This is a genomic window from Streptomyces sp. NPDC093795 (genome assembly GCF_044764665.1).
Lineage (GTDB): Bacteria > Actinomycetota > Actinomycetes > Streptomycetales > Streptomycetaceae > Streptomyces.
The window spans coordinates 425261-446209 of record NZ_JBIWIO010000006.1 but is presented as its reverse complement, the minus strand read 5'-3'; the positions used below and the strand labels follow the sequence as shown (position 1 = coordinate 446209).

Sequence of the window (20949 nt, the reverse complement as noted above, 5' to 3'; positions counted from 1 at the left end):
GCGAACTGTGGCCGCTCTGTGGGGAAAGACCGCGCCCCTCACCTCTGACCTGGTGTTTCTCCAGGGAGGTGAGGGGCGTTCTCGGCTCTTGCGAGGGTGATTCCGATCATACCGGCGTCAACCTCGTGCGAGTTATCCACAGATCTTCGTAAGTTATCCAGTGCTGTGCACAACGCTGTGGATAAGTTCAGGGCAGAGCTTGACGAGCGGCCTCGGCAGCGGTCGGGCCGCTACTTCACCGCCGCTACTTCCACTGCGTGGAGACACCGAAGCCGGCCGCGATGAAGCCGAAGCCCACCACGATGTTCCAGTTCCGGAGCGACTCGATCGGCATCGAGCCGTCGGTGACGTAGAAGACCACGATCCACACCAGACCGATGGCGAACAGTGCCAGCATCACAGGCGCCACCCAGCTGTGGTTGGTCAGCTTGATACTGGTGGCCTGCTTGGCGGGCGGAGGCGTGAAGTCGGCCTTCTTGCGGATCCGTGACTTCGGCACGAGGGACTCTCCTGTCGATGCGCTGCGTGACCGCGCAGGGAACTGTGGCTGGCGCCGGGATGTGACGAAGGAGGACGACTGCGTCCCCCGGGCGTCCGTTAGCGTAGTGGTTCCGCGGCACCGAAGGGGATCAGGGTACGTTGAGCAATTCCGCCGGCACTCCCGAAGGAGCGGGTCGCACCGCGAGGTGGCGCCCCGTCCGGGTCCTCACCCTTGCCGTTTTCGCCCTCGCCGGTCTGATCTTCGTCACGAGCTTCAACACCGCCAAGGGCACCAATCTCCGCACGGACGCCTCCCTGCTGCGGCTCTCCGACCTGATCGAGGAGCGCAGCCACAAGAACGCAGGCCTCGACGAGTCCGCCGCCGCCCTCCGTTCCCAGGTCGACTCGCTCGCCGCACGCGACGACGGATCCACCCGTGCGGAGGACGCGAGACTCGACGCGTTGGAGGCGTCGGCGGGCACCACCGAGGTCGCCGGCTCCGGTCTGACCGTCACCCTCGACGACGCCCCGCCGAACGCCCAGGCCGCCCCCGGCTACCCCGAGCCGCAGGCCAACGACCTCGTCATCCACCAGCAGGACCTCCAGGCCGTCGTCAACGCCCTGTGGCAGGGCGGCGCCGAGGGCATCCGGGTCATGGACCAGCGGCTCATCTCCACCAGCGCCGTGCGCTGCGTCGGCAACACCCTGATCCTCCAGGGCCGCGTCTACTCGCCCCCGTACAAGATCACGGCCGTCGGTGACCGGGGGAAGCTGAGCCGGGCGCTCGCCGGTTCCCCGGCGATCCAGAACTACCAGCTGTACGTGAAGGCGTACGGGCTCGGCTGGAAAGTCGACGAGCACCGGGCGGTGACTCTGCCCGGCTACTCGGGCACAGTGGACCTCCACCACGCGAAGCCGGTGAGCTGACAGCGGGAGGGCGGCTTGGGGTGCTTGCGTCTCGTCGTCAGGACCCTCAGTGAACTGTGCCTGACCGTCGGCGCCCTGATCGTCCTCTTCGTCGCGTATGTCCTGTACTGGACCGGTGTCCAGGCCACCAGCGCGAGCGCCGGCCAGATCGACACCCTCCAACGGGAGTGGGCGAGCACCCCGGTCACAGCCGCACCCGCCGGCCCCACCGACCCCACCGGCCCTGCCGACCCGAGGGCCCTGCCGTACGCCGCGGGCAAGGGCATCGCCGTCATGTACGTCCCACGGCTCGGCAAGGACTGGAAGTGGCCGGTCCTCGAAGGCACCGGCGCCGACGTCCTGAAGAAGGGCCTCGGGCACTACGCCGCCACCGCCCGGCTCGGCGGGACCGGCAACTTCGCCGTCGCGGGACACCGCCGCACCTACGGGGACCCCTTCCGGGACTTCCCACGGCTGCGTGCCGGCGACGCGGTGGTCCTGACCGACGGGACGACCTGGTTCACGTACCGGATCACCCGCGGCCCCTATCGGACCGTGCCCACGGACGTCGGGGTCGTCGACCCGCTGCCCGCGAAGTCGGGCTTCGACGGGCCCGGCCGCTATCTCACCCTCACGACCTGCGAGCCCGAGTGGGGCAGCAGCCACCGGCTCGTCGTCTGGGCCCACCTCGACGCCACCCGGCCGGTCGCCGACGGTCGTCCACAGGCTTTGGCCGGCTGACCCCTCAGGGCCCCCTCGCCCCGTACTCTGGTCCCCGTAACGAACGGAAGGGGCGGTCGACGTCATGTACGGCTGGATCTGGCGGCATCTGCCGGGCAACGCGTGGGTGCGCGCGCTGATCTCGATCGTGCTGGTCCTCGCGGTCGTCTACGCCCTCTTCCAGTACGTGTTCCCCTGGGCGGAGCCACTGCTTCCGTTCAACGATGTGACGGTGGACGGCCAGTGAGCGCGCGCATTCTCGTCGTCGACAACTACGACAGCTTCGTCTTCAACCTCGTTCAGTACCTCTACCAACTCGGCGCCGAGTGCGAGGTCCTGCGCAACGACGAGGTCGAGCTGAGCCACGCCCAGGACGGCTTCGACGGCGTCCTGCTCTCGCCGGGACCCGGCGCGCCCGAGCAGGCCGGCGTCTGCATCGACATGGTCCGGCACTGCGCGGCCACCGGCGTGCCCGTCTTCGGCGTCTGCCTCGGCATGCAGTCGATGGCCGTGGCGTACGGCGGTGTCGTCGACCGCGCGCCCGAACTGCTGCACGGCAAGACCTCCCCCGTCACGCACGAGGGCAAGGGTGTCTTCGCCGGACTGCCCTCGCCGTTCACCGCCACCCGCTACCACTCGCTGGCCGCCGAGCCCGGGACCCTGCCGGCCGAACTCGAGGTCACCGCGCGGACCGACGACGGCATCATCATGGGCCTGCGTCACCGCGAACTGCCCGTCGAGGGCGTCCAGTTCCACCCCGAGTCGGTCCTCACCGAGCACGGCCACCTGATGCTCGCCAACTGGCTCGAGCAGTGCGGCGACAAGGGGGCGGTCGGACGGTCGGCGGGGCTCGCGCCGGTGGTGGGCAAGGCCGTCGCGTGACGGCGGGCTCACCCTGGTTCCGGCCGACGAACGAGCCGGGCGCCGAGCCGGGACCCGAGCCGATACCCGCGGACCCGTACGGGGCGCCGTCGCCGTACCCGTACGGAGAACCGGCCGGGCAGGGGCAGGGGAACGGAGAAGCCGCCGCGTACGGACAGGAAACGACGTACGGGCAGGGCCCGGCCGCGTACGGCCAGGACACCGCCGCGTACGGCCAGGAACCGGGGTACGGACAGGCCGCCGCCGGCGCGTACGAACAGGACCCGGCGTACGGACAGGCCCCCGCCGGCGCGTACGGACAGACCGCCGACCCGTACGGGCAGGGCCCGGCCACCACCGAGCAGGGCCGCTCCACCCCCCAGCCCCCCTACGAGGACCCCTACGTGCCCCCGTACGAGCCGTACGAGGCGGAGAAGCCCCCGCAGGCCTCCCCGAGCGAGACGATGCCCCTAGGGATCGTGGAGCCCCTTCCCGGGCCCGGCCGGGCCGAACGTCGCCGTGCCGCCAAGGGCGGCGGCCGCGCCAAGAGCCGCGGCGGCCCGCCCGGCGGCCCGGCCACGACCCCCTCTCCCGCCCCGCTCTCCCGCGTCGAGGCCCGGCGCGCCGCCCGCGCCGCCAAGGACAGCTTCGGCGTCATCGCCAGCCGGGCCGTCGGGGAACTCTTCATCACCTTCGGCGTCGTGATGCTGCTCTTCGTCACCTACCAGCTGTGGTGGACGAACGTCCTGGCCGGTCAGGAGACCGACCAGGCCAAGGAGCAGATCGAGGACACCTGGGCCAAGGGCGAGACCAAGCCGGAGGCGTTCGAGCCGGGCGAGGGCTTCGCCATCATGTACATCCCCAAGCTGGACGTCGTCGTCCCCGTCGCCGAGGGCATCGACAAGGCCAAGGTCCTCGACAAGGGCATGGCCGGCCACTACGCCGAGGGCAGTCTCAAGACGGCCATGCCCTCCGACAAGCAGGGCAACTTCGCGGTCGCCGGCCACCGCAACACCCACGGCGAGCCGTTCCGGTACATCAACCGCCTGAAGCCCGGCGACCCGATCGTCGTCGAGACCCAGAGCGCGTACTACACCTACGAGATGGCGAGCATCCTGCCGCAGACCGCGCCCTCGAACGTCTCCGTGATCGACCCGGTGCCGAAGGGCTCGGGCTTCACCGGGCCGGGCAGGTACATCACGCTGACCACCTGCACGCCCGAGTTCACCAGCACGTACCGGATGATCGTGTGGGGCAAGCTGGTCGAGGAACGACCGCGCAGCAAGGGAAAGCCCGAAGCGCTCGTAGGCTGAGCCCCGACACCTCCGGACGGGACGACGGGACGACCTAGTGGCACGCGTGCGTAATCGGATCGCCGGAATCATCAGCCTCTTCGGTGAACTCCTCATCACCGCGGGCCTGGTGCTCGGCCTCTTCGTCGTCTACTCCCTGTGGTGGACGAACGTCCTCGCCGACCGGGCCGCCGACCAGGACGGCGCCCAGGTCCGCGACCGCTGGGCCGACGGCCCCGGAGCGCTCGACACGAAGGACGGCATCGGCTTCCTGCACGTCCCCGCCATGGGCGGCGACGAGATCCTGGTCAAGCGGGGCACCACCAGCGGCATCCTCAACAACGGCGTCGCCGGCTACTACACCGACCCGATCAAGTCCGCGCTCCCGCAGGACAAGCAGGGCAACTTCACGCTCGCCGCGCACCGGGACGGGCACGGGGCCAAGTTCCACAACATCCACAAGTTGAAGACCGGCGACGCGATCGTCTTCGAGTCGAAGGACACCTGGTACGTCTACAAGGTCTACAAGTCCCTGCCGGAGACCACGAAGTACAACGTGGACGTCCTCCAGCCCGTGCCCAAGGAATCCGGCAAGACCAAGCCCGGCCGCTACGTCACCCTGACCACCTGCACCCCCCTGTACACCTCCGACTACCGGTACATCGTCTGGGGAGAGCTGGAGCGCACGGAGAAGGTCGACCGCGACCGGACGCCGCCGGCGGAGCTCCGCTGACAGGGCGAACGGGCGATCGGGCACCTGCTCACTCATGGGGAGAGCCCCGGCATCCACTGGATGCCGGGGCTCTCCCCATGAGTACGGGTGGTGCGGTGCGGGGGTCAGTCGAAGATGCCGCCGATGCCGGCGTTGTCCCCGCCGTTGTCGCCGTTGCTGTCCCCGTTGTTGCCGTCGCCGTTTCCGGTTCCGCCCTGGTCACCCGGGGCGCCGCCGACCGTGTAGACGGTGACCGTGTCGCCGGTGTTGGCCATCGAACCCGCCGCCGGATTCGAGCCCACCACCATGGCGTCCTCCTTGTCGGAGCCCTGCTGCTGAACCACCAGGCCCAAGGCCTCCAGCTGCGCCTTGACGTCCTTGAACGGCTTGGTCGCGATGTCGGCCGGGATCTGGACCTGGGTCACCTGCGGACCCTTCGAGACGCGCAGCTTGACCTCGGCGCCCTCCGCCGCGGACGCGTTGCCGTTCGGGGTCTGCTCCAGGACCTCGCCCTTGGGCTTCTCGGAGTCCACCTCCTCGGTGACCACGACGAAACCGAGCGCCTTCAGCTGCTGATCGGCCTGGGCGAGCTGGTTGCCGACGACCGGGGGAACGGTCTTCAGCTTCTGCTTCGCGACGGTGATCGTGATCTCGGAGTTCTTCTCCGCCTTGGTGCCGCCCTGCGGGTTCTGGCGCAGGACCGTGCCGGGGTCCTCGTCGGACTCCTCCTGCTCGACCTTGACCTTGAAGCCCTTCTCCTTCAGGAGCGTCTCGGCGCTCTCCTGGGACTTCTCGTTGACGTCAGGGACCTCCACGAGCGGGGCGCCCTCGGAGACGTACACCTGGACCGTGCCGCCCGTCTCCATCTTCGCGCCGGCCTCGGCGACCGGGGTCTGGCGGCAGATGGAGCCCGTGGGCTGGTCGCAGCGCTCGGTGCCGGCCTGCTGCAGCTTCACCGCGGCGTTGGCCGCGAGCCCGTTCGCCGCCTCGACCGTCTGGCCGACCAGCTGCGGGACGGCGATCTGCCGGTTGCCTTCCTTCTTGTCGAAGATGGAGACACCGATGAAGATCGCGCCGACGAGCACCAGGATGCCCGCGAGGACCAGCAGGATCGTCGAGGTGTTCGACTTCTTCTGGCCGCCGCGACGACGGTCCGGGCGGTCGTCATAGCCGTAGCCGCCGTCGTCCGCGTTGATCGGCGGCAGCATCGAGGTCTGGCCGGCCGGGTCGGCCTGGCGCAGCGCCGTCGTCGGCTGGTCCTCCGGCGGGTAGCCGCCGTAGCCCCCGCCGTACGAGGGCGCGCCCATGCCCATCCCCATCGCGGCGGCCGCCGCGACCGGCTGACCGTCGAGGCAGGCCTCGATGTCCGCGCGCATCTCGTCGGCGGACTGGTAGCGGTAGTCGGGGTCCTTGACCAGCGCCTTGAGGACGATGGCGTCCATCTCGGGCGTGATCTCGGCGTCGAAGTTGCTCGGAGTCTGCGGCTCCTCGCGGACGTGCTGGTACGCGACCGCGACCGGGGAGTCACCGATGAAGGGGGGCCGGACGGTGAGGAGCTCGTACAGCAGGCAGCCCGTGGAGTACAGGTCGGAGCGGGCGTCGACCTGCTCGCCCTTGGCCTGCTCCGGGGAGAGGTACTGGGCCGTGCCGATCACCGCGGCGGTCTGCGTCATGGTCATGCCCGCGTCGCCCATGGCGCGCGCGATGCCGAAGTCCATGACCTTGACCTGGCCGGTGCGCGTCAGCATGACGTTCGCCGGCTTGATGTCACGGTGCACGATGCCCGCGCGGTGCGAGTACTCCAGCGCCTGGAGGATGCCGACCGTCATCTCGAGGGTGCGCTCGGGCAGCAGCTTCCGCCCGGAGTGCAGCAGCTCACGCAGGGTCGACCCGTCGACGTACTCCATCACGATGTACGGGATGGAGACCCCGGAGCCCGTGCCGGAGGCGCTGTCGTACACCATGTCCTCGCCGGTGTCGTACACCGCGACGATCGCAGGGTGGTTCAGCGAGGCGGCGGACTGTGCCTCACGGCGGAACCGGGCCTGGAAGGACGGATCGCGGGCCAGGTCGGCCCGCAGCGTCTTCACGGCGACGGTGCGGCCGAGCCGGGTGTCCTGGGCGATGTACACCTCGGCCATGCCACCACGGCCGAGCACCGAGCCCAGCTCGTACCGGCCGCCGAGGCGACGCGGCTCTTCCATAGCTAATCCAGCCCTCTCCGTCTGTCCCGACCGCACCCATGGGTGGTCCGGCGGTGTGTGCTGTTCGCGCATACGCTACCGGCCCCGGGGAGACGTTCCGCCCGGGGCCGGTAGCTGATACCTGACCGGTACCTGGCACGTACGGGGCCGAGACGTCAGCCCCGGCTCTTCAGGACCGCCTTCATGACGGCCTTCGCGATCGGGGCGGCCAGACCGCCACCGCTGATGTCCTCGCGGTCGGCCTCCGAGTCCTCGACGATGACGGCGACCGCGACCGGGGAGCCCTCGGAGGTCTTCGCGTACGAGATGAACCAGGCGTACGGGCGCTTGGCGTTCTTGTCGCCGTGCTGGGCCGTACCCGTCTTGCCGCCGACCTTCACGCCGTCCATGTTCAGGTCGGCGTTGCCACCGGTGCCGTCGGTGACGACGCTCTCCATCATCTGCTGGAGGAGCTGGGCGTTCTGCGGCTTGATCGGCTGGCTCATCTCCTCCGGCTCGTTCTGCTTGATGATGTCGACGTTCGGGGCGCGGAGCTGGTCGATCATGTACGGCTTCATCAGCTTGCCGTCGTTGGCGATCGCCGCCGTGACCATCGCCATCTGGAGCGGGGTGGTCGCGGTGTTGAACTGGCCGATGGAGGAGAGCGCGTTGCCGGGGCGGTCGGCCTTCTTGTCGTAGACGGAGGCGGCGGAGCGGACCGGGGTGAACTGCTCGGCGTTGAAACCGAACTTCTCGGCCATCTCGTTCATCTTCTCGACGCCGATGTCGTCGCCGAGCTTCGCGAAGACCGAGTTGCAGGAGATGTCGAGGGCACGCTTCAGGCTGGCGTTGGCACAGCCCTTGGCGTGGTTGATCATCTCCTTGGTGGAGAGCGGGAGCTTCCAGCCCTCGGGGGTGTCGGTCGCCGCGTTGATGTCGGTGACCTTGCCGTTCTCCAGCGCGGCGGCGGCGGTGACGACCTTGAAGACGGAACCGGGCGGGTAGATCTCGCGGATCGCCCGGTTCTGCTTCGGCTTGGTCTTGTCCTTCTCCAGCGCCACCCAGGCCTTCTCGTCCTTGCCGGAGTAGCCGGCGAACGAGGCGGGGTCGTACGAGGGGGTGGAGGCCATCGCCAGGATCTTGCCGGTCTTCGGCTCGATGGCGACGACGGCGCCGGTCTTGCCGCCGAGGCCCTCGTAGGCGGCCTTCTGGGCGGCACCGCTGAGGGTGGTGACGACGTCGCCGCCCTTCTTCTTCTCGCCGGTGAACATGGCGAGGGTGCGGTCGAAGAACAGCCGGTCGTCGTTGCCGGTGAGGATGCCGTCCTCGATCTTCTCGATCTGGTTGGCGTCGTAGGCCTGCGAGGCATAGCCGGTGACCGGGGCCCACATGGGGCCGTCGACATAGGTCCGCTTGTACTTGTAGTACGGGTCCTTGGAGTCGACGGAGCCGGTGATCGGCTTGCCGTCGACGATGATGTTGCCGCGCTCGTTCGCGTACCGCTCGATCCGGACGCGGGTGTTCTTGGGGTGGGTGTTCAGCTCGTCGGCGCGGACGTACTGGAGCCAGTTGTCCCGCAGGAGCAGGGCGAGGATGAGCAGGCCGCAGAAGATCGCGACCCGGCGCAGCGGCTTGTTCACGGACGGACCACCTGGGTCATCTCGGCGTCGGGGGACGGGGCGGGCGCGGGCGCGGGACGGCGCGCCGTGTCGCTGATCCGGATCAGGATGCCGATCAGAGCCCAGTTGGCGATCACGGAGGATCCGCCGTACGCGAGGAACGGCATGGTCATACCGGTGAGCGGGATGAGGCCCATCACACCGCCGGCGACGACGAAGATCTGGAGCGCGAAGGCACCGGAGAGGCCCATCGCGAGCAGCTTGCCGAAGGGGTCACGGGCGGCGAGGGCGGTGCGGACACCGCGTTCGACGATCAGCCCGTAAAGGAGCAGGAAGACCATCACACCGGTGAGGCCGAGCTCCTCGCCGACCGTGGCGAAGATGAAGTCGGAGTTGGCGGCGAAGCTGATGAGGTCGGAGTTGCCCTGACCGAGGCCGGTGCCGAGGATGCCGCCGGAGCCGAAGGACATCAGCACCTGCGTCATCTGGTCGCAGGCGTTGAGCATGTTCTGGTCGGTGGCCGTCTCCAGGCAGCCGAAGGGGTCGAGCCAGGCGGCCACACGGGACTTGACGTGGCTGGCGAAGGAGCTGACGAGGACCGCGCCGCCCGCGGCCATCAACAGGCCCATGACGATCCAGCTGGTCCGCTCGGTCGCCACGTACAGCATGATCACGAACATGCCGAAGAACAGCAGCGAGGTGCCGAGGTCGTTCTCGAAGACCAGAATGAGGAGGCTGACCGCCCAGATCGTCAGGATCGGGCCGAGGTCACGGCCACGGGGCAGGTAGAGCCCCATGAAGCGGCGGCTGGCCAGAGCCAGGGCATCACGCTTCACCATCAGGTAGCCGGAGAAGAACACCGCCAGGACCAGCTTGGCGAACTCGCCGGGCTGGATCGAGAAGCCGCCGATGCGGATCCAGATCTTGGCACCGAAGACGTCCGCGCCGAGGCCGGGGACGAGCGGCAGCAGCAGCAGGATCAGGGACACCACCATGGAGATGTACGTGTAGCGCTGCAGGACACGGTGGTCCTTCAGGAGCAGCAGCACGCCGACGAACATGGCGATGCCGATCGCCGAGTACATCATCTGGCTGGGGGCGTCGGGGCTGTAGGACTTGTACAGCCGCATCGACGTGGCGATCAGCCGCGGCGACTGGTCGAGACGCCAGATCAGCACCAGGCCCATGCCGTTGAGCAACGTCGCCAGGGGCAGCAGCAGCGGGTCCGCGTACGGGGCCCACTTCCGCACCACGAGGTGTGCGACGCCCGCGAGCAGGGCGAGGCCGAGCCCGTACCCGGCCATGCCGGCCGGGACCTTGCCGTCGATGGCCAGGCCCACGTTGAGGTACGCGAACACCGGGATGGCGACGGCGAACGCGAGCAGCGCCAGCTCGGTGTTGCGGCGGCTCGGCGCGTCGATCGCGCCGATGGTGGTCGTGTTGGTGACAACGCTCATGGTGGTGAAAGGCCCCCTACGGGTGCTTACTGCTTGCCGCAGTTCGAGGCCAGCTTCTGCTCCTCCGCGGTGAGGGTGGGACCCGGGGACGGAGCGGCTGTGGTGGGCTTGGGGTCAGGGGTGGCGGCGTCGCCGGGCTTCTCGGCCGGCGGCTTGCTCGCCTGGTCGGCGGCCTTCTCGGCGGCCTCGCGGCGCTGCTCGGACTTCTTGCAGGCCGAGGCCTGCGCCGCCAGCTCGGCGATCTTCGTCTCGGCCTTGCCGAGGCTGCCGCCCGCGATCGTGTCCTCGACCTGCTTCCGCTGGTAGGCGGGGAGGTACTTGAGTTCGATCTCGGGGTGGTCCTTCTGGACCTTCGAGAGCGAGACCCAGGCCAGGTCCTGGCTGATGCCCTGGTACAGCGCCACGTGCTGGTCCTTGGAACCGACGAAGTACTGCGTCTGGGTCCAGCGCCAGCCGCCGTAGAGACCGCCGCCGACGACCGCCAGGACGAGGACGAGGAGGAAGGAGCGCTTGAGCCACTTGCGGCCGGCGCGCGGCTTCACGAAGTCGTCGTCCGTGTACGAATCGAAGGAGCCCTGCGGGGGCATGCCGCCGTAGCCGTGGTCGTCGCCGCTGCCGGGCGGGCCGAAGCCGCCGGCGGGCGGCTGCTGGTGCGCGGCCGTACGGCCGAGACCGGAGGCGCGGCCGGCCGGGGTCTGCATCGCCCCGCCGTCGTTCAGCTGGGCCTGGTTCTCCGCGACCGCGCCCACGATGACCGGGGTGTCGCTGAGGTGACCGGCGAGGGTGTCGCCGCCGTCGACGTCGAGGACGTCGGCGACGATCACCGTGATGTTGTCGGGGCCGCCGCCGCGCAGCGCGAGCTGGATCAGCTCCTGCACGGTCTCCTGCGGGCCCTGGTAGCTGGCGAGGGTGTCCTCGAGCGTCTGGTGCGAGACGACGCCGGACAGGCCGTCGGAGCAGATCAGATAGCGGTCGCCGGCCCGGACCTCACGGATGGAGAGGTCGGGTTCGACGTGGTCGCCGCTGCCGAGCGCGCGCATGAGGAGCGAGCGCTGCGGGTGGGTGGTGGCCTCTTCCTCGGTGATCCGGCCCTCGTCGACGAGCCGCTGGACCCAGGTGTGGTCCTGGGTGATCTGGGTGAGGACGCCGTCGCGGAGCAGATAGGCGCGCGAGTCGCCGACGTGCACGAGACCGAGCCGCTGGCCGGTCCACAGGAGGGCGGTGAGCGTGGTGCCCATGCCCTCCAGCTGCGGGTCCTCCTCGACCATCATCCGGAGCTGGTCGTTGGCGCGCTGCACCGCCGTACCGAGCGAGGTGAGGATGTCGGAGCCAGGGACGTCGTCGTCGAGCGTGACGAGGGTGGAGATCACCTCGGAGGAGGCGACCTCACCGGCGGCCTGGCCGCCCATGCCGTCGGCGATGGCGAGCAGCCGGGGACCGGCGTAGCCCGAGTCCTCGTTGCCCTCGCGGATCATGCCCTTGTGCGAGCCCGCGGCGAATCGCAGGGACAGACTCATGCGCACCTGCCCTGTCGCCGCTGCATCGGGGTACGGCCGGTCTCGACCCACACTGCCCACCCTCCGGTCGCTCCGGTCACACCGGTCGCCTCGTTCGCTCCGGTCGGGAGCGCGGCACAGCCTGTGGCGGGGACCGTCCCGACTCGCTCGCTCCGCTCGCGCCTATTCATGATGTAGCACTACTTCCGCAGCTCGATGACGGTCTTGCCGATGCGGATCGGCGCGCCCAGCGGAATCGGTGTGGCGGTGGTGAGGCGGGTCCGGTCGAGATACGTGCCGTTGGTGGACCCGAGATCCTCGACGATCCACTGGCCGTCCCGGTCCGGGTAGATCCTGGCGTGCCGGCTGGACGCGTAGTCGTCGTCCAGGACGATCGTCGAATCGTGCGCCCGGCCCAGCGTGATCGTCTGGCCCTGGAGGGCGACGGTCGTGCCGGTGAGGGTGCCCTCGGAGACGACCAGCTTGGTCGGGGCGCCGCGGCGCTGCCGCCCACCGCCCGCGCTCTGCTGGCCGCGCTGCTGCGGAGGCGCGGCGGCCTGCCGCGCCTGCTGCTGGGATCGCGCCTCTTGGCGCCGTGAACCGCGCTGGGTCACCCGCGTACCGAAGAGGTCGCTACGGATGACCTGGACGGCCACGATGACGAACAGCCACAGAACGGCCAGGAAACCCAACCGCATGACCGTCAGGGTCAGCTCTGACATTGCCCCCGCTTCACCCTTCGGCTTGCCGGTAAACGATGGTGGTACTACCCACGACGATCCGCGAGCCGTCGCGGAGCGTAGCGCGGGTGGTGTGCTGCCCGTCCACCACGATGCCGTTGGTGGATCCCAGATCCTGGATCGTCGAGGGCGTTCCGGTCCGGATCTCGCAGTGCCGGCGGGAGACGCCGGGATCGTCGATCCTCACGTCCGCGTCGGTGCTGCGGCCGAGGACCAGGGTCGGGCGGGAGATCTGATGGCGGGTGCCGTTGATCTCGATCCAGTGGCGCACCCGGGCGCCCGCTCCGCCGTGGGTACCGGCGCCGGGCATGGCGCCGGCACCGCCCGCGGCGGCCGTCGGCCGGGGGCCGGGGGCGCCGGGAGGCGGGGAGGCGGGCATGGGCGGGGCGCCGGCCGGGGGGTACCCGTAGCCGCCGCGGCCGCCCTGTGCCGGGCCCTGCTGCTGGTGTGCGTGACCGCCCGCGGGCGGCTGTGGCTGTGACGTACTCGACGCGAGCGTGCGGCTGCGAACGCGGTACAGACCGGTCTCGAGGTCCTCGGCCTTCTCCAGGTGGACCTTGATCGGGCCCATGAAGGTGTACCGCTGCTGCTTGGCGTAGTCCCTGACCAGGCCGGCGAGCTCGTCGCCGAGCTGGCCCGAGTAGGGGCTGAGACGCTCGTAGTCCGGTGTGCTCAGCTCCACGATGAAGTCGTTGGGGACGACGGTCCGCTCGCGGTTCCAGATCTGCGCGTTGTTGTCGCACTCGCGCTGGAGCGCGCCGGCGATCTCGACCGGCTGGACCTCGGACTTGAAGACTTTGGCGAAGGTGCCGTTGACCAGACCTTCGAGACGCTGCTCGAAACGCTTCATGACTCCCATGGGGCACCTCCTCCGTCGTTGTCGTCCTGGTACTGCTTACTGATCGTATCCACGCGTCGGGAAATCGGCTGGTTCCCCTTCTCTGCCCTGTGGACGAGTGTCACCTCTCACAAGCTTTCCCCACGGATCGTAGAGGCGGGCTGTGGACAGTGTCCCGCACCCGGCTGTGGGAGCGGGGGCTCGGTCCGGCTCCGGGGGTGGTCCGTCCCCTTCCTCCGTCCCCTTCCTCCCTCCCCTTCCACTCCCCTTCCGCTCTCCCACCCCTCCGTCCCTCCCGCTCCGACCCGCCCTCTCCGGGGCTCCTCTCCCCTTCTTCCCGCTTCTGTGCTCCTGTCCCTTCCTCACCTTGGTCTTCCCGAGCGGAGCCGAAACAACGGATGTGAATCCACGGTCTGCGACGTGCTAATCTTCTGATGTCGCCAGGCACTCGCACCGAAAAGTGAGAGCGCCCGGAGCACACCCAATGCGCGGGTGGCGGAATAGGCAGACGCGCTGGATTCAGGTTCCAGTGCCCGAAAGGGCGTGGGGGTTCAACTCCCCCCTCGCGCACCAGACGGAAGCCCCGTAGGTCATCGACCTACGGGGCTTTCGCGTTGTCGAGGTGCGTGTGAGCCTTCCCACGTCGTCCTCCCCGCGTCCTCCTTCCCTCGTCTCGTGGTGGCCGGGTGCGACTTTGGTCGTCGGCGGCCGAGACGAAAGAGGGAAGCCCTGGTGTCGGGCCGCGGCCTACGGTGCGAGCGTGGACGTTATGTCGAAGTCGGGGGCCCGGAGTTCGTACGGGATCGGGGCCGTGCTCGCAGCCGGGTGGGCCTGGTTCGCGGTGCCGGGGCAGTGGTCGGGGCGCAGGACCACCGGTGAGGTGGCGCTCGCCGCGGTCGTCGCGCTGCTGGGCGCCGGGACCGAGGACCTGCTGGGCGGCGAGGGCTGGCGGCTGGCCGGGGTGGCCGCCGGTTCCGCCGTGCTGTCGCTGGTGCGGCGCGGACTTCCCGCGAGCGTGCTCGTCCTGACCGCGGGCCTCACGCCCTTCGTGCCGGGCTTCGGCCCCCTGCTGCTCGTGGTCGGCTGGTCGTCCGGCCGGTACATCGCGGGAGCCGGGCGGGCGCTCGCCGCGTTCATCGCCGCCTTCGTCCTGAACGTCGGGGGGAGCCTCGTCGGGCCCTGGGACCGGCAGCGGCTGCTCGCCATCGCCCTCACGGCGACCCTCTACTACCTGGGCACCACGCTGGCCCCCGGGCTCGCCCACCGCTACTGGACCCAGCGGCGGACCCTGTTGCACGCGCTCCAGGAGCGCAACGCCCAGCTGCTGCGGGAGCGGACGATGGTGGCCTGGCAGGCGCGGCTGAGAGAGCGGCAGCGGATCGCCCAGGACATGCACGACAGCCTCGGGCACCAGCTGGCCCTCATCGCCGTGCACACGGGCGCCCTCGAGGTGGACCGGGAGCTGAGCGAACGGCAGCGCGAGGTGGTGGGGGTCCTGCGGAACGCGTCGGTGACCGCGATGCACGAGCTGCGGGAGGTCGTCGGGATACTCCGCGACGGCGTCGAGGCCGGCGACGGGACGACCGCGGCACCCGGGCGGGCCGGGGACGAGATGGGGCGGGCCGCGCGGGGCATCGCGGGCATCCAGGGGCTCGTGGAGGCGGCGCGGGCGTCCGGCACCTCGGTCGGGCTGAGACGGTCGGGGGAGGAGCGGACGCTGGCGCCGGCCGCCGACCACGCCGCGTACCGGATCGTGCAGGAGGCACTGACCAACGCCTACAAGTACGCGCCGGGGGCGTCGATCGGCGTCGAACTGCGCTACGAGCCGGACACCTTCGTCGTGGAGGTCCTCAACGAACGGCCGACGGACGGGCCCGCGAAGGACGTGGTGAGCGGCGGGCAGGGACTGGACGGACTCGCCGAGCGGGCCCGCCTGGTGGGGGGCATGTGCCATGCGGGTCCGGCCGACGGCGGCGGGTTCCGGGTGGCCGGGATGCTGCCGTACGGGGCTGCGCCCGTCGCGGAGGCAGCGCCTTTGGTCGATGTGGCCGACGACTTCCGGCAGCAGACCACGAAGCCGCTGGTGGGCGATGGTCGTCCGGTCGTGGTCGGACCGGCCGACTGGACGTTCACGGAGCGGGAGCTCGCTATGGCGATGCGCGGGGGCAGGAGCAGAAGTACGAGCGGTTCGATCGCGCTGGGCTGCGGGATCTCGTTCGCGGCGCTCGTGCTGCTGGTGGTGGCTGCGGGATTCGGCCTCTACTTCCTGATGGGCTCGCTCAAGGAGGGGATGATCGAACCCGCGGAGTACGACGCGGTGAAGGTGGGGACGTCCGAGGAGGAGGTCCGTGGCCGGCTTCCTTCGGGGGACACGATCGCCACCGCGGGTCTGAGCGGCAAGGGGCCGGCCAGACCGGAGGGCGCCGACTGTCTGGTGCTGATGTCCTCGGAGATGGGCGAGACCTTCGAGACGGAGCCTGTCTTCCGGTTCTGTTTCAAGGACGGCAAGCTGATCGAGAAGAAGTCGTACGAGGTCGAGGCGCGGTAGCGCTGATCCGCCCGTACCGAAGCCGTGGGGGAACAGCAGTGGCAGGGCAGTCGATCAGAGTCGTGATCGCCGACGACGAGCCTCTGATCAGGGCCGGGATCCGGATGATCCTCACCTCGGACCCGGAGATCGAGGTCGTCGGCGAGGCCGCTGACGGCCGGGAGGCGGTCGAGGCGGCTCGGGCGCACGCCGCCGACGTGGTGCTCCTCGACATCCAGATGCCGGTACTCGACGGTCTCTCGGCCCTGCCGGAGCTGCGCCGGACGGCGCCGAAGGCCCGGGTGATCGTCCTGACGACCTTCGGGGAGCGGGAGAACGTGCTGCGGGCGCTCGAGCACGGCGGGGCCGGGTTCCTGCTCAAGGACACCGCCCCCGCGGAGTTGATCCGGGCCGTACGGGCGGCCGCGGCGGGCGACGCGTATCTGTCGCCGGCGGCGACCCGGCACGTGGTGGAGCGGCTCGCCAGCGGCCGGGAGGTGGCCCGCGCGGAGCAGGCGCGGGGGAGGGTCGGGGCGCTGAGCGAGAAGGAACGGGATGTGCTGGCGCTGCTCGGAGAGGGGCTCTCCAACGCGGACGCGGGGAGGCGGCTGCACATGAGTGAGGCGACGGTGAAGACGTACGTGAGCCGGATTCTCGCGAAGCTGGACTGCGAGAACCGGGTGCAGGCGGCGCTGCTGGCGCGGGACGCGGGGCTGTAGGGGCCGGGGCTGGGGGCGGCCGCGGGGGCCAGGGAGCTGGGGGGGCTTCGCGGGGGTGCGGCTCAGCGTGAGGGGCTGTCGGGGAGGTCGGTCGGGGGGCCGGACGGGTCGGCGGCGTTGTAGCGGAGCAGGTAGGTGGCGAAGCGGGCGAGGTCCTCGGCCTGCCAGTCCTTGAGGCGCTCCTGGTAGGCGGCGTGTCGGCTCGTCCGGGCCGCGGCCAGCACCTCGGTGCCCGCCTCGGTGGGGTGCAGGACGTGCACGCGGTGGTCGTCGGGCGCGGGGCGGCGTTCGACGAGGCCGAGCTTCTCCAGGGCCGCGATCTGGCGGCTTACCGTCGACTTGTCCAGCAGGTAGTGGGCCGCGAGATCGGTCGCGCGGCAGCCGCGCTGTTCCTCGATGTGGGCGAGGAGCGTGTACGAGACGAGCGGGAGCTCGGGGTGGACCCGGGCGGCAGCGGCGCGTGCCCGGCGGGCGAAGGCCGTCAGCTCACGCTGGATGACGTCGACGGACACCTCGCGTGGGGGCTCTGCGGTGCCGGTCATGGTGGGCTCCCTCGTCGGTGGGCGGGCACGGTTCGCCTGCCACGGACCTTCAGTTGTATAGTACAACGGTTGTTTAGTTGTAAAAGCCAACCATGGAGGTCTCGGTGTCCGCAGGACCGAACACCACCGGGGCGTTGCGGCACGTCCTCGGACATCTGCTCACCCCGCTGCTGATGTGCGTCGGCATGGGACTCGCCTACCTCGGCGCCTTCCACGCCCCCGAACCCCACGATCTGCGCGTCGACGTCGTCGGCTCCGGGCCCACCGCCCAGATCCTCGCGCAGACCCTCCAGGACAAGGGGGCCGGCGCCCTCGACGTCCGTACCGTCGCCGACCGGGACACGGCCGTCACCGCCTTGCGCGAGCAGGGCAGCTTCGGCGCCTACGTCCCCGGCGAGAAGCCCGAGCTGCTCGTGGCCTCGGCCTCCTCCGACACCAGCGCCATGGCCGTCGAGAAGCTGTTCACCAAGGTCGCCGCCGACCAGGACGCCCCGCTGAAGGTCACCGACGTGGCGCCCGTCGCCTCCGGCGACCCCACCGGACAGGGCGTCTTCTTCCTGCTCGTCGCCCTCAGCATCGGCGCGTACGCCTCGGTCGCCGTCATCGGTGGAGCCGGCGCCGTCCTGCCCATGCGGATCCGGGCCCTCCTCGCCGCCGGGATGTCGCTCGTCGTCAGCCTGATCGGGACGCTCTTCGCCGGGCCGGTCTTCCACCTGGTCGACCAAGGACTCGGGGGCGTGTGGGCGCTGTCCTGGCTGTACGCGGCGGGCATCCTGCTCGTCGGCGTCGGCCTCCACACCTTCCTGCGCCGCTGGACCACGCTGGGCGTGATGGTCCTCTTCGTCATGCTCAACTTCACGAGCTCCGGCGGCATCTACCGGCCCGAGCTCCAACCCGGCTTCTTCGGCGCGCTGCACTCCTTCTGGAACGGCGCGGGCTTCGTCGAGGGCGTACGCGGCCATGTGTACTTCGACGGGCACGCACTCGGCGGGCACGTCCTCGTCCTCGCCCTCTGGTTCCTCGCCGGAGCAGCTCTCGTCGGCATCGCCGGGATCACGGAGGCTAGGCGCGGGCGCGCGGGCGGCCTGGGGCAGGGCCCGCACGGAGGAGCCAAGGCCGAGGTCGACGCCGACGCCAAGGCCAGGGTCGAGGCCGAGGCCGAGGCCGAGGTGGAGGAGGCTGTGGCGGTCTGAGGGTTGTCCACAGGCCGCAGGCGGCGTTGTCCACAGGGGGAGACGGTCGCTCGGGTACGGCGGTACCGTCAGCCCGGATGATGTTGGACTTCGCATCGGGGGAGGTCGTGCCATGGACGAGATCCTGGCCGGAGTACCGGGACAGCGCGGTACGGACGAAGGGCCGGAGGGCGTGCGCGTGCCGCACGTGCCGGGGTTCGCGCGGCGCACCGCCCTCGGCGGCGGCACCGCCCACAAGCAGCGGGGCAAGAAGCTCCGGGAGCGGATCCCGCGCTCCGCGCACAGTCAGCCGGCCCTCGCCGACGACCGCCCGGACGCGGTCAGGGCCGTCGAGGAGTCGAGCAGGGACCGCGTCCCCGAGCTCGCACCGATACGGGTCGGCAGGATGGCGGCGAGCCCCTTCGCCTTCCTTCGTGGATCCGCCGGACTCATGGCCCACGATCTCGCCGGCACCCCCGTCACCGGGATAGCCGCCCAGCTGTGCGGTGACGCCCACGCCGCCAACTTCGGGCTCTACGGAGACGCCCGCGGCCGGCTCGTCATGGACCTCAACGACTTCGACGAAACCGTCGTCGGCCCCTGGGAGTGGGACCTCAAGCGGCTCGCCACCTCCCTGGTCCTCGCGGGCCGCGAGGTGGGCGCGAGCGAGGAGATGTGCCGGGCCGCCGCCTTCGACACCGTCGGCGCCTACCGGCGCACCATGCGCCTGCTCGCCCGGCTCTCCTCGCTCGACGCCTGGAACGCGATAGCCGACGAGGAACTCGTCTCGCACACCGACGCCCGCGATCTCCTCGGCACCCTGGAGCGGGTCTCCGCCAAGGCCCGCAACAACACGAGCGCCCGGTTCGCCGCCCGGTCGACCGAAGCGGTGACCGACGCGGAAGGCGGCGGCCGCAGGTTCGTGGACGCCGCCCCGGTGTTGCGCAGGGTCCCGGACGCCGAGGCCGCCGCCGTCGCCGCCGCCCTCGGCCCGTACCTGGAGACGGTGTCCGAGGACCGACTGCCGCTGCTCGCGCGGTACGCCGTCCACGACGTGGCCTTCCGGGTGGTCGGCACCGGCAGCGTCGGCACCCGTTCCTATGTCGTCCTGCTCCTCGACCACCGGGGAGAGCCGCTGGTGCTCCAGGTGAAGGAGGCGCGGCCGTCCGCGCTGCTGCCGCATCTGCCGGCCGCGGGCTTCACCGTGGCGGAGCCCGGCCACGAGGGGCGACGGGTGGTGCTCGGACAGAAGCGGATGCAGGTCGTCAGCGACATTTTGCTCGGCTGGACCACGGTGGACGGGCGCCCCTTCCAGGTGCGTCAGTTCCGCAACCGGAAGGGCAGCGTCGACCCCGCCGCGCTCACCGTCGAGCAGGTCGACGACTACGGGCGGATGACCGGGGCGCTGCTCGCCCGCGCCCACGCCCACAGCGCCGACCCGCGCCTGATAGCCGGGTACTGCGGCAAGAACGAGGAGTTCGACGAGGCCGTCGCCTCCTTCGCCGTCTCGTACGCGGACCGCACCACCGCCGACCACGCCGACCTGCTCTCGGCCGTCCGCGCGGGCCGCATAGCGGCGGAACTGGGCGTCTGACGTTCGTCGCGAGGGCGAGAGCCGGGGCGAGAGCCGGGGCGAGAGAGAGCGAGGGCGCCGGACAAGGGCAGGAGGGGGAGGGAGGGGAGGGGGGGAGGGAGGGGGGAGGCCCCCCCGAGGCCCGTAGGCTGGGGGGACGAGGCGGAACGACGACTGGGCGGACGTGGACGTGAGCGTGGACCAGGGTGTGAACGAGGAGCCTGGGGACGAGCGGCCTGGGGGCGGGCGCCCCGGGGATGAGCGGTCTGAGGACGGGCGACCCGGCGACGTGCAGACCGGGGACGCGCAGACCGGGGACGCGCAGACCGGGGACGCGCGGCCTGAGGCGCGGCTTGAGCGGGCTGTGCGGGTGGCGGAGCAGGCCCTGATCGAGTTCGAGATCGCCGTCGAGACCTTCCGGGTCGAGGTGGACAACTTCTCGCGGCTGCACCACCAGAAGCTCGGTCCGATGTACGCGCGGCTCGACGAGCTCGACGCCCGGATCGCCGAGGCCCGCGCGGCACGCAGCGGTGACCCGGAGGATCTGCGGCGGGCGCAGGAGGCGCGGGCGGCGGTCATGCCGATGCCCGGGGTGGACGAGCTGTTCCACGACTGGATCGACTCCGACGGCCTCTCCCCCGAGGCCGAGGCCATGCTCACCGACCGACCCGTGCAGCCGCCGAAGCGGGTCCGCCCCAGCGACGAGGTCCGCAGGCTCTACCGGGAGCTGGCCCGCAAGGCCCACCCCGACCTGGCCCGTGAGGAGGCCGAGCGCAAGCGGCGCGAGGAGTTCATCACGCGGGTGAACGCCGCCTACGCCCGGGGCGACGAGGCGCTGCTCCGTGAGCTCTCCGCGGAGTGGGAGGCCGGTCCCGTACCGGCGGAGGAGCGGCTCAGCGAGAGCGAGGAGCTGTACGCGCGCCTGGAGTGGCTCGCGCAGCGCAAGGACATGTTGTCGGCGCTGGCGCGCGAGCTGGAGGAGAGCGCGATCGGCGCGATGCTGCGGATGGCCCCGGACGATCCGGACCGGCTCCTGGAGGAGATCGCGGAGCAGCTGCTCACGCAGGTCTCCGAGCGGGAGAACGAGCTGTCCGAGCTGGTGCAGTAGGTTT

19 protein-coding genes and 1 tRNA gene are annotated in these 20949 nt (G+C 70.5%); 12 read left to right on the top strand and 8 right to left on the bottom strand.

The window, feature by feature from the left end; translation table 11 throughout:
• Positions 1-244: 244 nt before the first annotated feature.
• Positions 245-499 carry a cell division protein CrgA gene (gene crgA, locus ACIRB7_RS19510; RefSeq protein ID WP_403599888.1) on the bottom strand — a complete coding sequence of 85 codons (255 nt, stop codon included), beginning with the start codon at positions 497-499 and terminating at the stop codon, positions 245-247.
• 140 nt (positions 500-639) lie between these two features.
• Here crgA and ACIRB7_RS19505 point away from each other — a divergent pair, with 140 nt between their 5' ends.
• The 6 genes from ACIRB7_RS19505 to ACIRB7_RS19480 all read left to right on the top strand — a co-directional run bounded on the left by ACIRB7_RS19505 (position 640) and on the right by ACIRB7_RS19480 (position 4992).
• Positions 640-1407, top strand: coding sequence for a DUF881 domain-containing protein (locus ACIRB7_RS19505; protein WP_403599885.1), 768 nt, complete (start codon positions 640-642; stop codon positions 1405-1407).
• A gap of 24 nt (positions 1408-1431) precedes the next feature.
• Entirely contained in the window at positions 1432-2127 is a 696-nt protein-coding gene (locus tag ACIRB7_RS19500) for a class E sortase (RefSeq protein WP_403600005.1), read from the top strand.
• A gap of 64 nt (positions 2128-2191) precedes the next feature.
• Entirely contained in the window at positions 2192-2353 is a 162-nt protein-coding gene (locus ACIRB7_RS19495) for a hypothetical protein (protein ID WP_024760376.1), read from the top strand.
• Positions 2350-2988 carry an aminodeoxychorismate/anthranilate synthase component II gene (locus tag ACIRB7_RS19490; RefSeq protein ID WP_403599882.1) on the top strand — a complete coding sequence of 213 codons (639 nt, stop codon included), beginning with the start codon at positions 2350-2352 and terminating at the stop codon, positions 2986-2988. The genes ACIRB7_RS19495 and ACIRB7_RS19490 overlap by 4 nt, the downstream gene beginning before the upstream one ends.
• Entirely contained in the window at positions 2985-4280 is a 1296-nt protein-coding gene (locus ACIRB7_RS19485) for a class E sortase (RefSeq protein ID WP_403599879.1), read from the top strand. Before ACIRB7_RS19490 ends, ACIRB7_RS19485 begins: the two co-directional genes overlap by 4 nt.
• Positions 4281-4317: 37 nt before the next feature.
• The gene (locus ACIRB7_RS19480; protein ID WP_403599878.1) at positions 4318-4992 is read left to right on the top strand and encodes a class E sortase; all 675 of its coding nucleotides are present in this window, start codon (positions 4318-4320) and stop codon (positions 4990-4992) included.
• A 104-nt stretch (positions 4993-5096) separates the two neighbouring features.
• On the opposite strand, the gene pknB is transcribed toward ACIRB7_RS19480, so the two are convergent.
• From pknB to ACIRB7_RS19450, 6 genes are all read right to left on the bottom strand, one after another.
• The gene (gene pknB / locus ACIRB7_RS19475) at positions 5097-7175 is read right to left on the bottom strand and encodes a Stk1 family PASTA domain-containing Ser/Thr kinase (protein WP_403599875.1); all 2079 of its coding nucleotides are present in this window, start codon (positions 7173-7175) and stop codon (positions 5097-5099) included.
• A 155-nt stretch (positions 7176-7330) separates the two neighbouring features.
• Positions 7331-8794, bottom strand: a complete 1464-nt coding sequence (locus ACIRB7_RS19470; protein ID WP_403599871.1) for a peptidoglycan D,D-transpeptidase FtsI family protein — start codon at positions 8792-8794, stop codon at positions 7331-7333.
• On the bottom strand, positions 8791-10230 hold the full coding sequence (locus ACIRB7_RS19465; protein WP_351210911.1) for an FtsW/RodA/SpoVE family cell cycle protein: 1440 nt from the start codon (positions 10228-10230) through the stop codon (positions 8791-8793). Before ACIRB7_RS19465 ends, ACIRB7_RS19470 begins: the two co-directional genes overlap by 4 nt.
• A gap of 26 nt (positions 10231-10256) precedes the next feature.
• Positions 10257-11747: a Stp1/IreP family PP2C-type Ser/Thr phosphatase gene (locus ACIRB7_RS19460; protein ID WP_403599867.1), complete on the bottom strand. Its 1491-nt coding sequence runs from the start codon at positions 11745-11747 to the stop codon at positions 10257-10259.
• Between the two features lie 179 nt (positions 11748-11926).
• A complete protein-coding gene (locus tag ACIRB7_RS19455) occupies positions 11927-12448 on the bottom strand; it encodes an FHA domain-containing protein (protein WP_351210907.1) in 522 nt (173 codons plus the stop codon).
• A gap of 10 nt (positions 12449-12458) precedes the next feature.
• Positions 12459-13325, bottom strand: a complete 867-nt coding sequence (locus ACIRB7_RS19450; RefSeq protein WP_403599864.1) for an FhaA domain-containing protein — start codon at positions 13323-13325, stop codon at positions 12459-12461.
• 465 nt (positions 13326-13790) lie between these two features.
• Here ACIRB7_RS19450 and ACIRB7_RS19445 point away from each other — a divergent pair.
• From ACIRB7_RS19445 to ACIRB7_RS19435, 3 genes are all read left to right on the top strand, one after another.
• Positions 13791-13877: transfer RNA gene (locus tag ACIRB7_RS19445), tRNA-Leu, on the top strand.
• 196 nt (positions 13878-14073) lie between these two features.
• On the top strand, positions 14074-15852 hold the full coding sequence (locus tag ACIRB7_RS19440; protein ID WP_403600002.1) for a sensor histidine kinase: 1779 nt from the start codon (positions 14074-14076) through the stop codon (positions 15850-15852).
• Positions 15853-15890: 38 nt separating this feature from the next.
• Positions 15891-16550, top strand: coding sequence for a response regulator (locus ACIRB7_RS19435; protein ID WP_403599861.1), 660 nt, complete (start codon positions 15891-15893; stop codon positions 16548-16550).
• Between the two features lie 62 nt (positions 16551-16612).
• On the opposite strand, the gene ACIRB7_RS19430 is transcribed toward ACIRB7_RS19435, so the two are convergent.
• Positions 16613-17092 (bottom strand): MarR family winged helix-turn-helix transcriptional regulator, encoded by a 480-nt coding sequence (locus tag ACIRB7_RS19430; protein WP_403599858.1) that lies wholly within the window; start codon positions 17090-17092, stop codon positions 16613-16615.
• Between the two features lie 92 nt (positions 17093-17184).
• On the opposite strand from ACIRB7_RS19430, the gene ACIRB7_RS19425 reads away from it, so the two are divergent.
• The 3 genes from ACIRB7_RS19425 (at position 17185) to ACIRB7_RS19415 (ending at position 20945) form a co-directional block, all read left to right on the top strand.
• Positions 17185-18285, top strand: coding sequence for a hypothetical protein (locus ACIRB7_RS19425; protein ID WP_403599855.1), 1101 nt, complete (start codon positions 17185-17187; stop codon positions 18283-18285).
• 112 nt (positions 18286-18397) lie between these two features.
• Positions 18398-19858 carry a DUF2252 domain-containing protein gene (locus ACIRB7_RS19420; RefSeq protein ID WP_403599852.1) on the top strand — a complete coding sequence of 487 codons (1461 nt, stop codon included), beginning with the start codon at positions 18398-18400 and terminating at the stop codon, positions 19856-19858.
• A gap of 268 nt (positions 19859-20126) precedes the next feature.
• The gene (locus tag ACIRB7_RS19415; protein WP_403599850.1) at positions 20127-20945 is read left to right on the top strand and encodes a hypothetical protein; all 819 of its coding nucleotides are present in this window, start codon (positions 20127-20129) and stop codon (positions 20943-20945) included.
• The last annotated feature ends 4 nt before the right edge of the window (positions 20946-20949 follow it).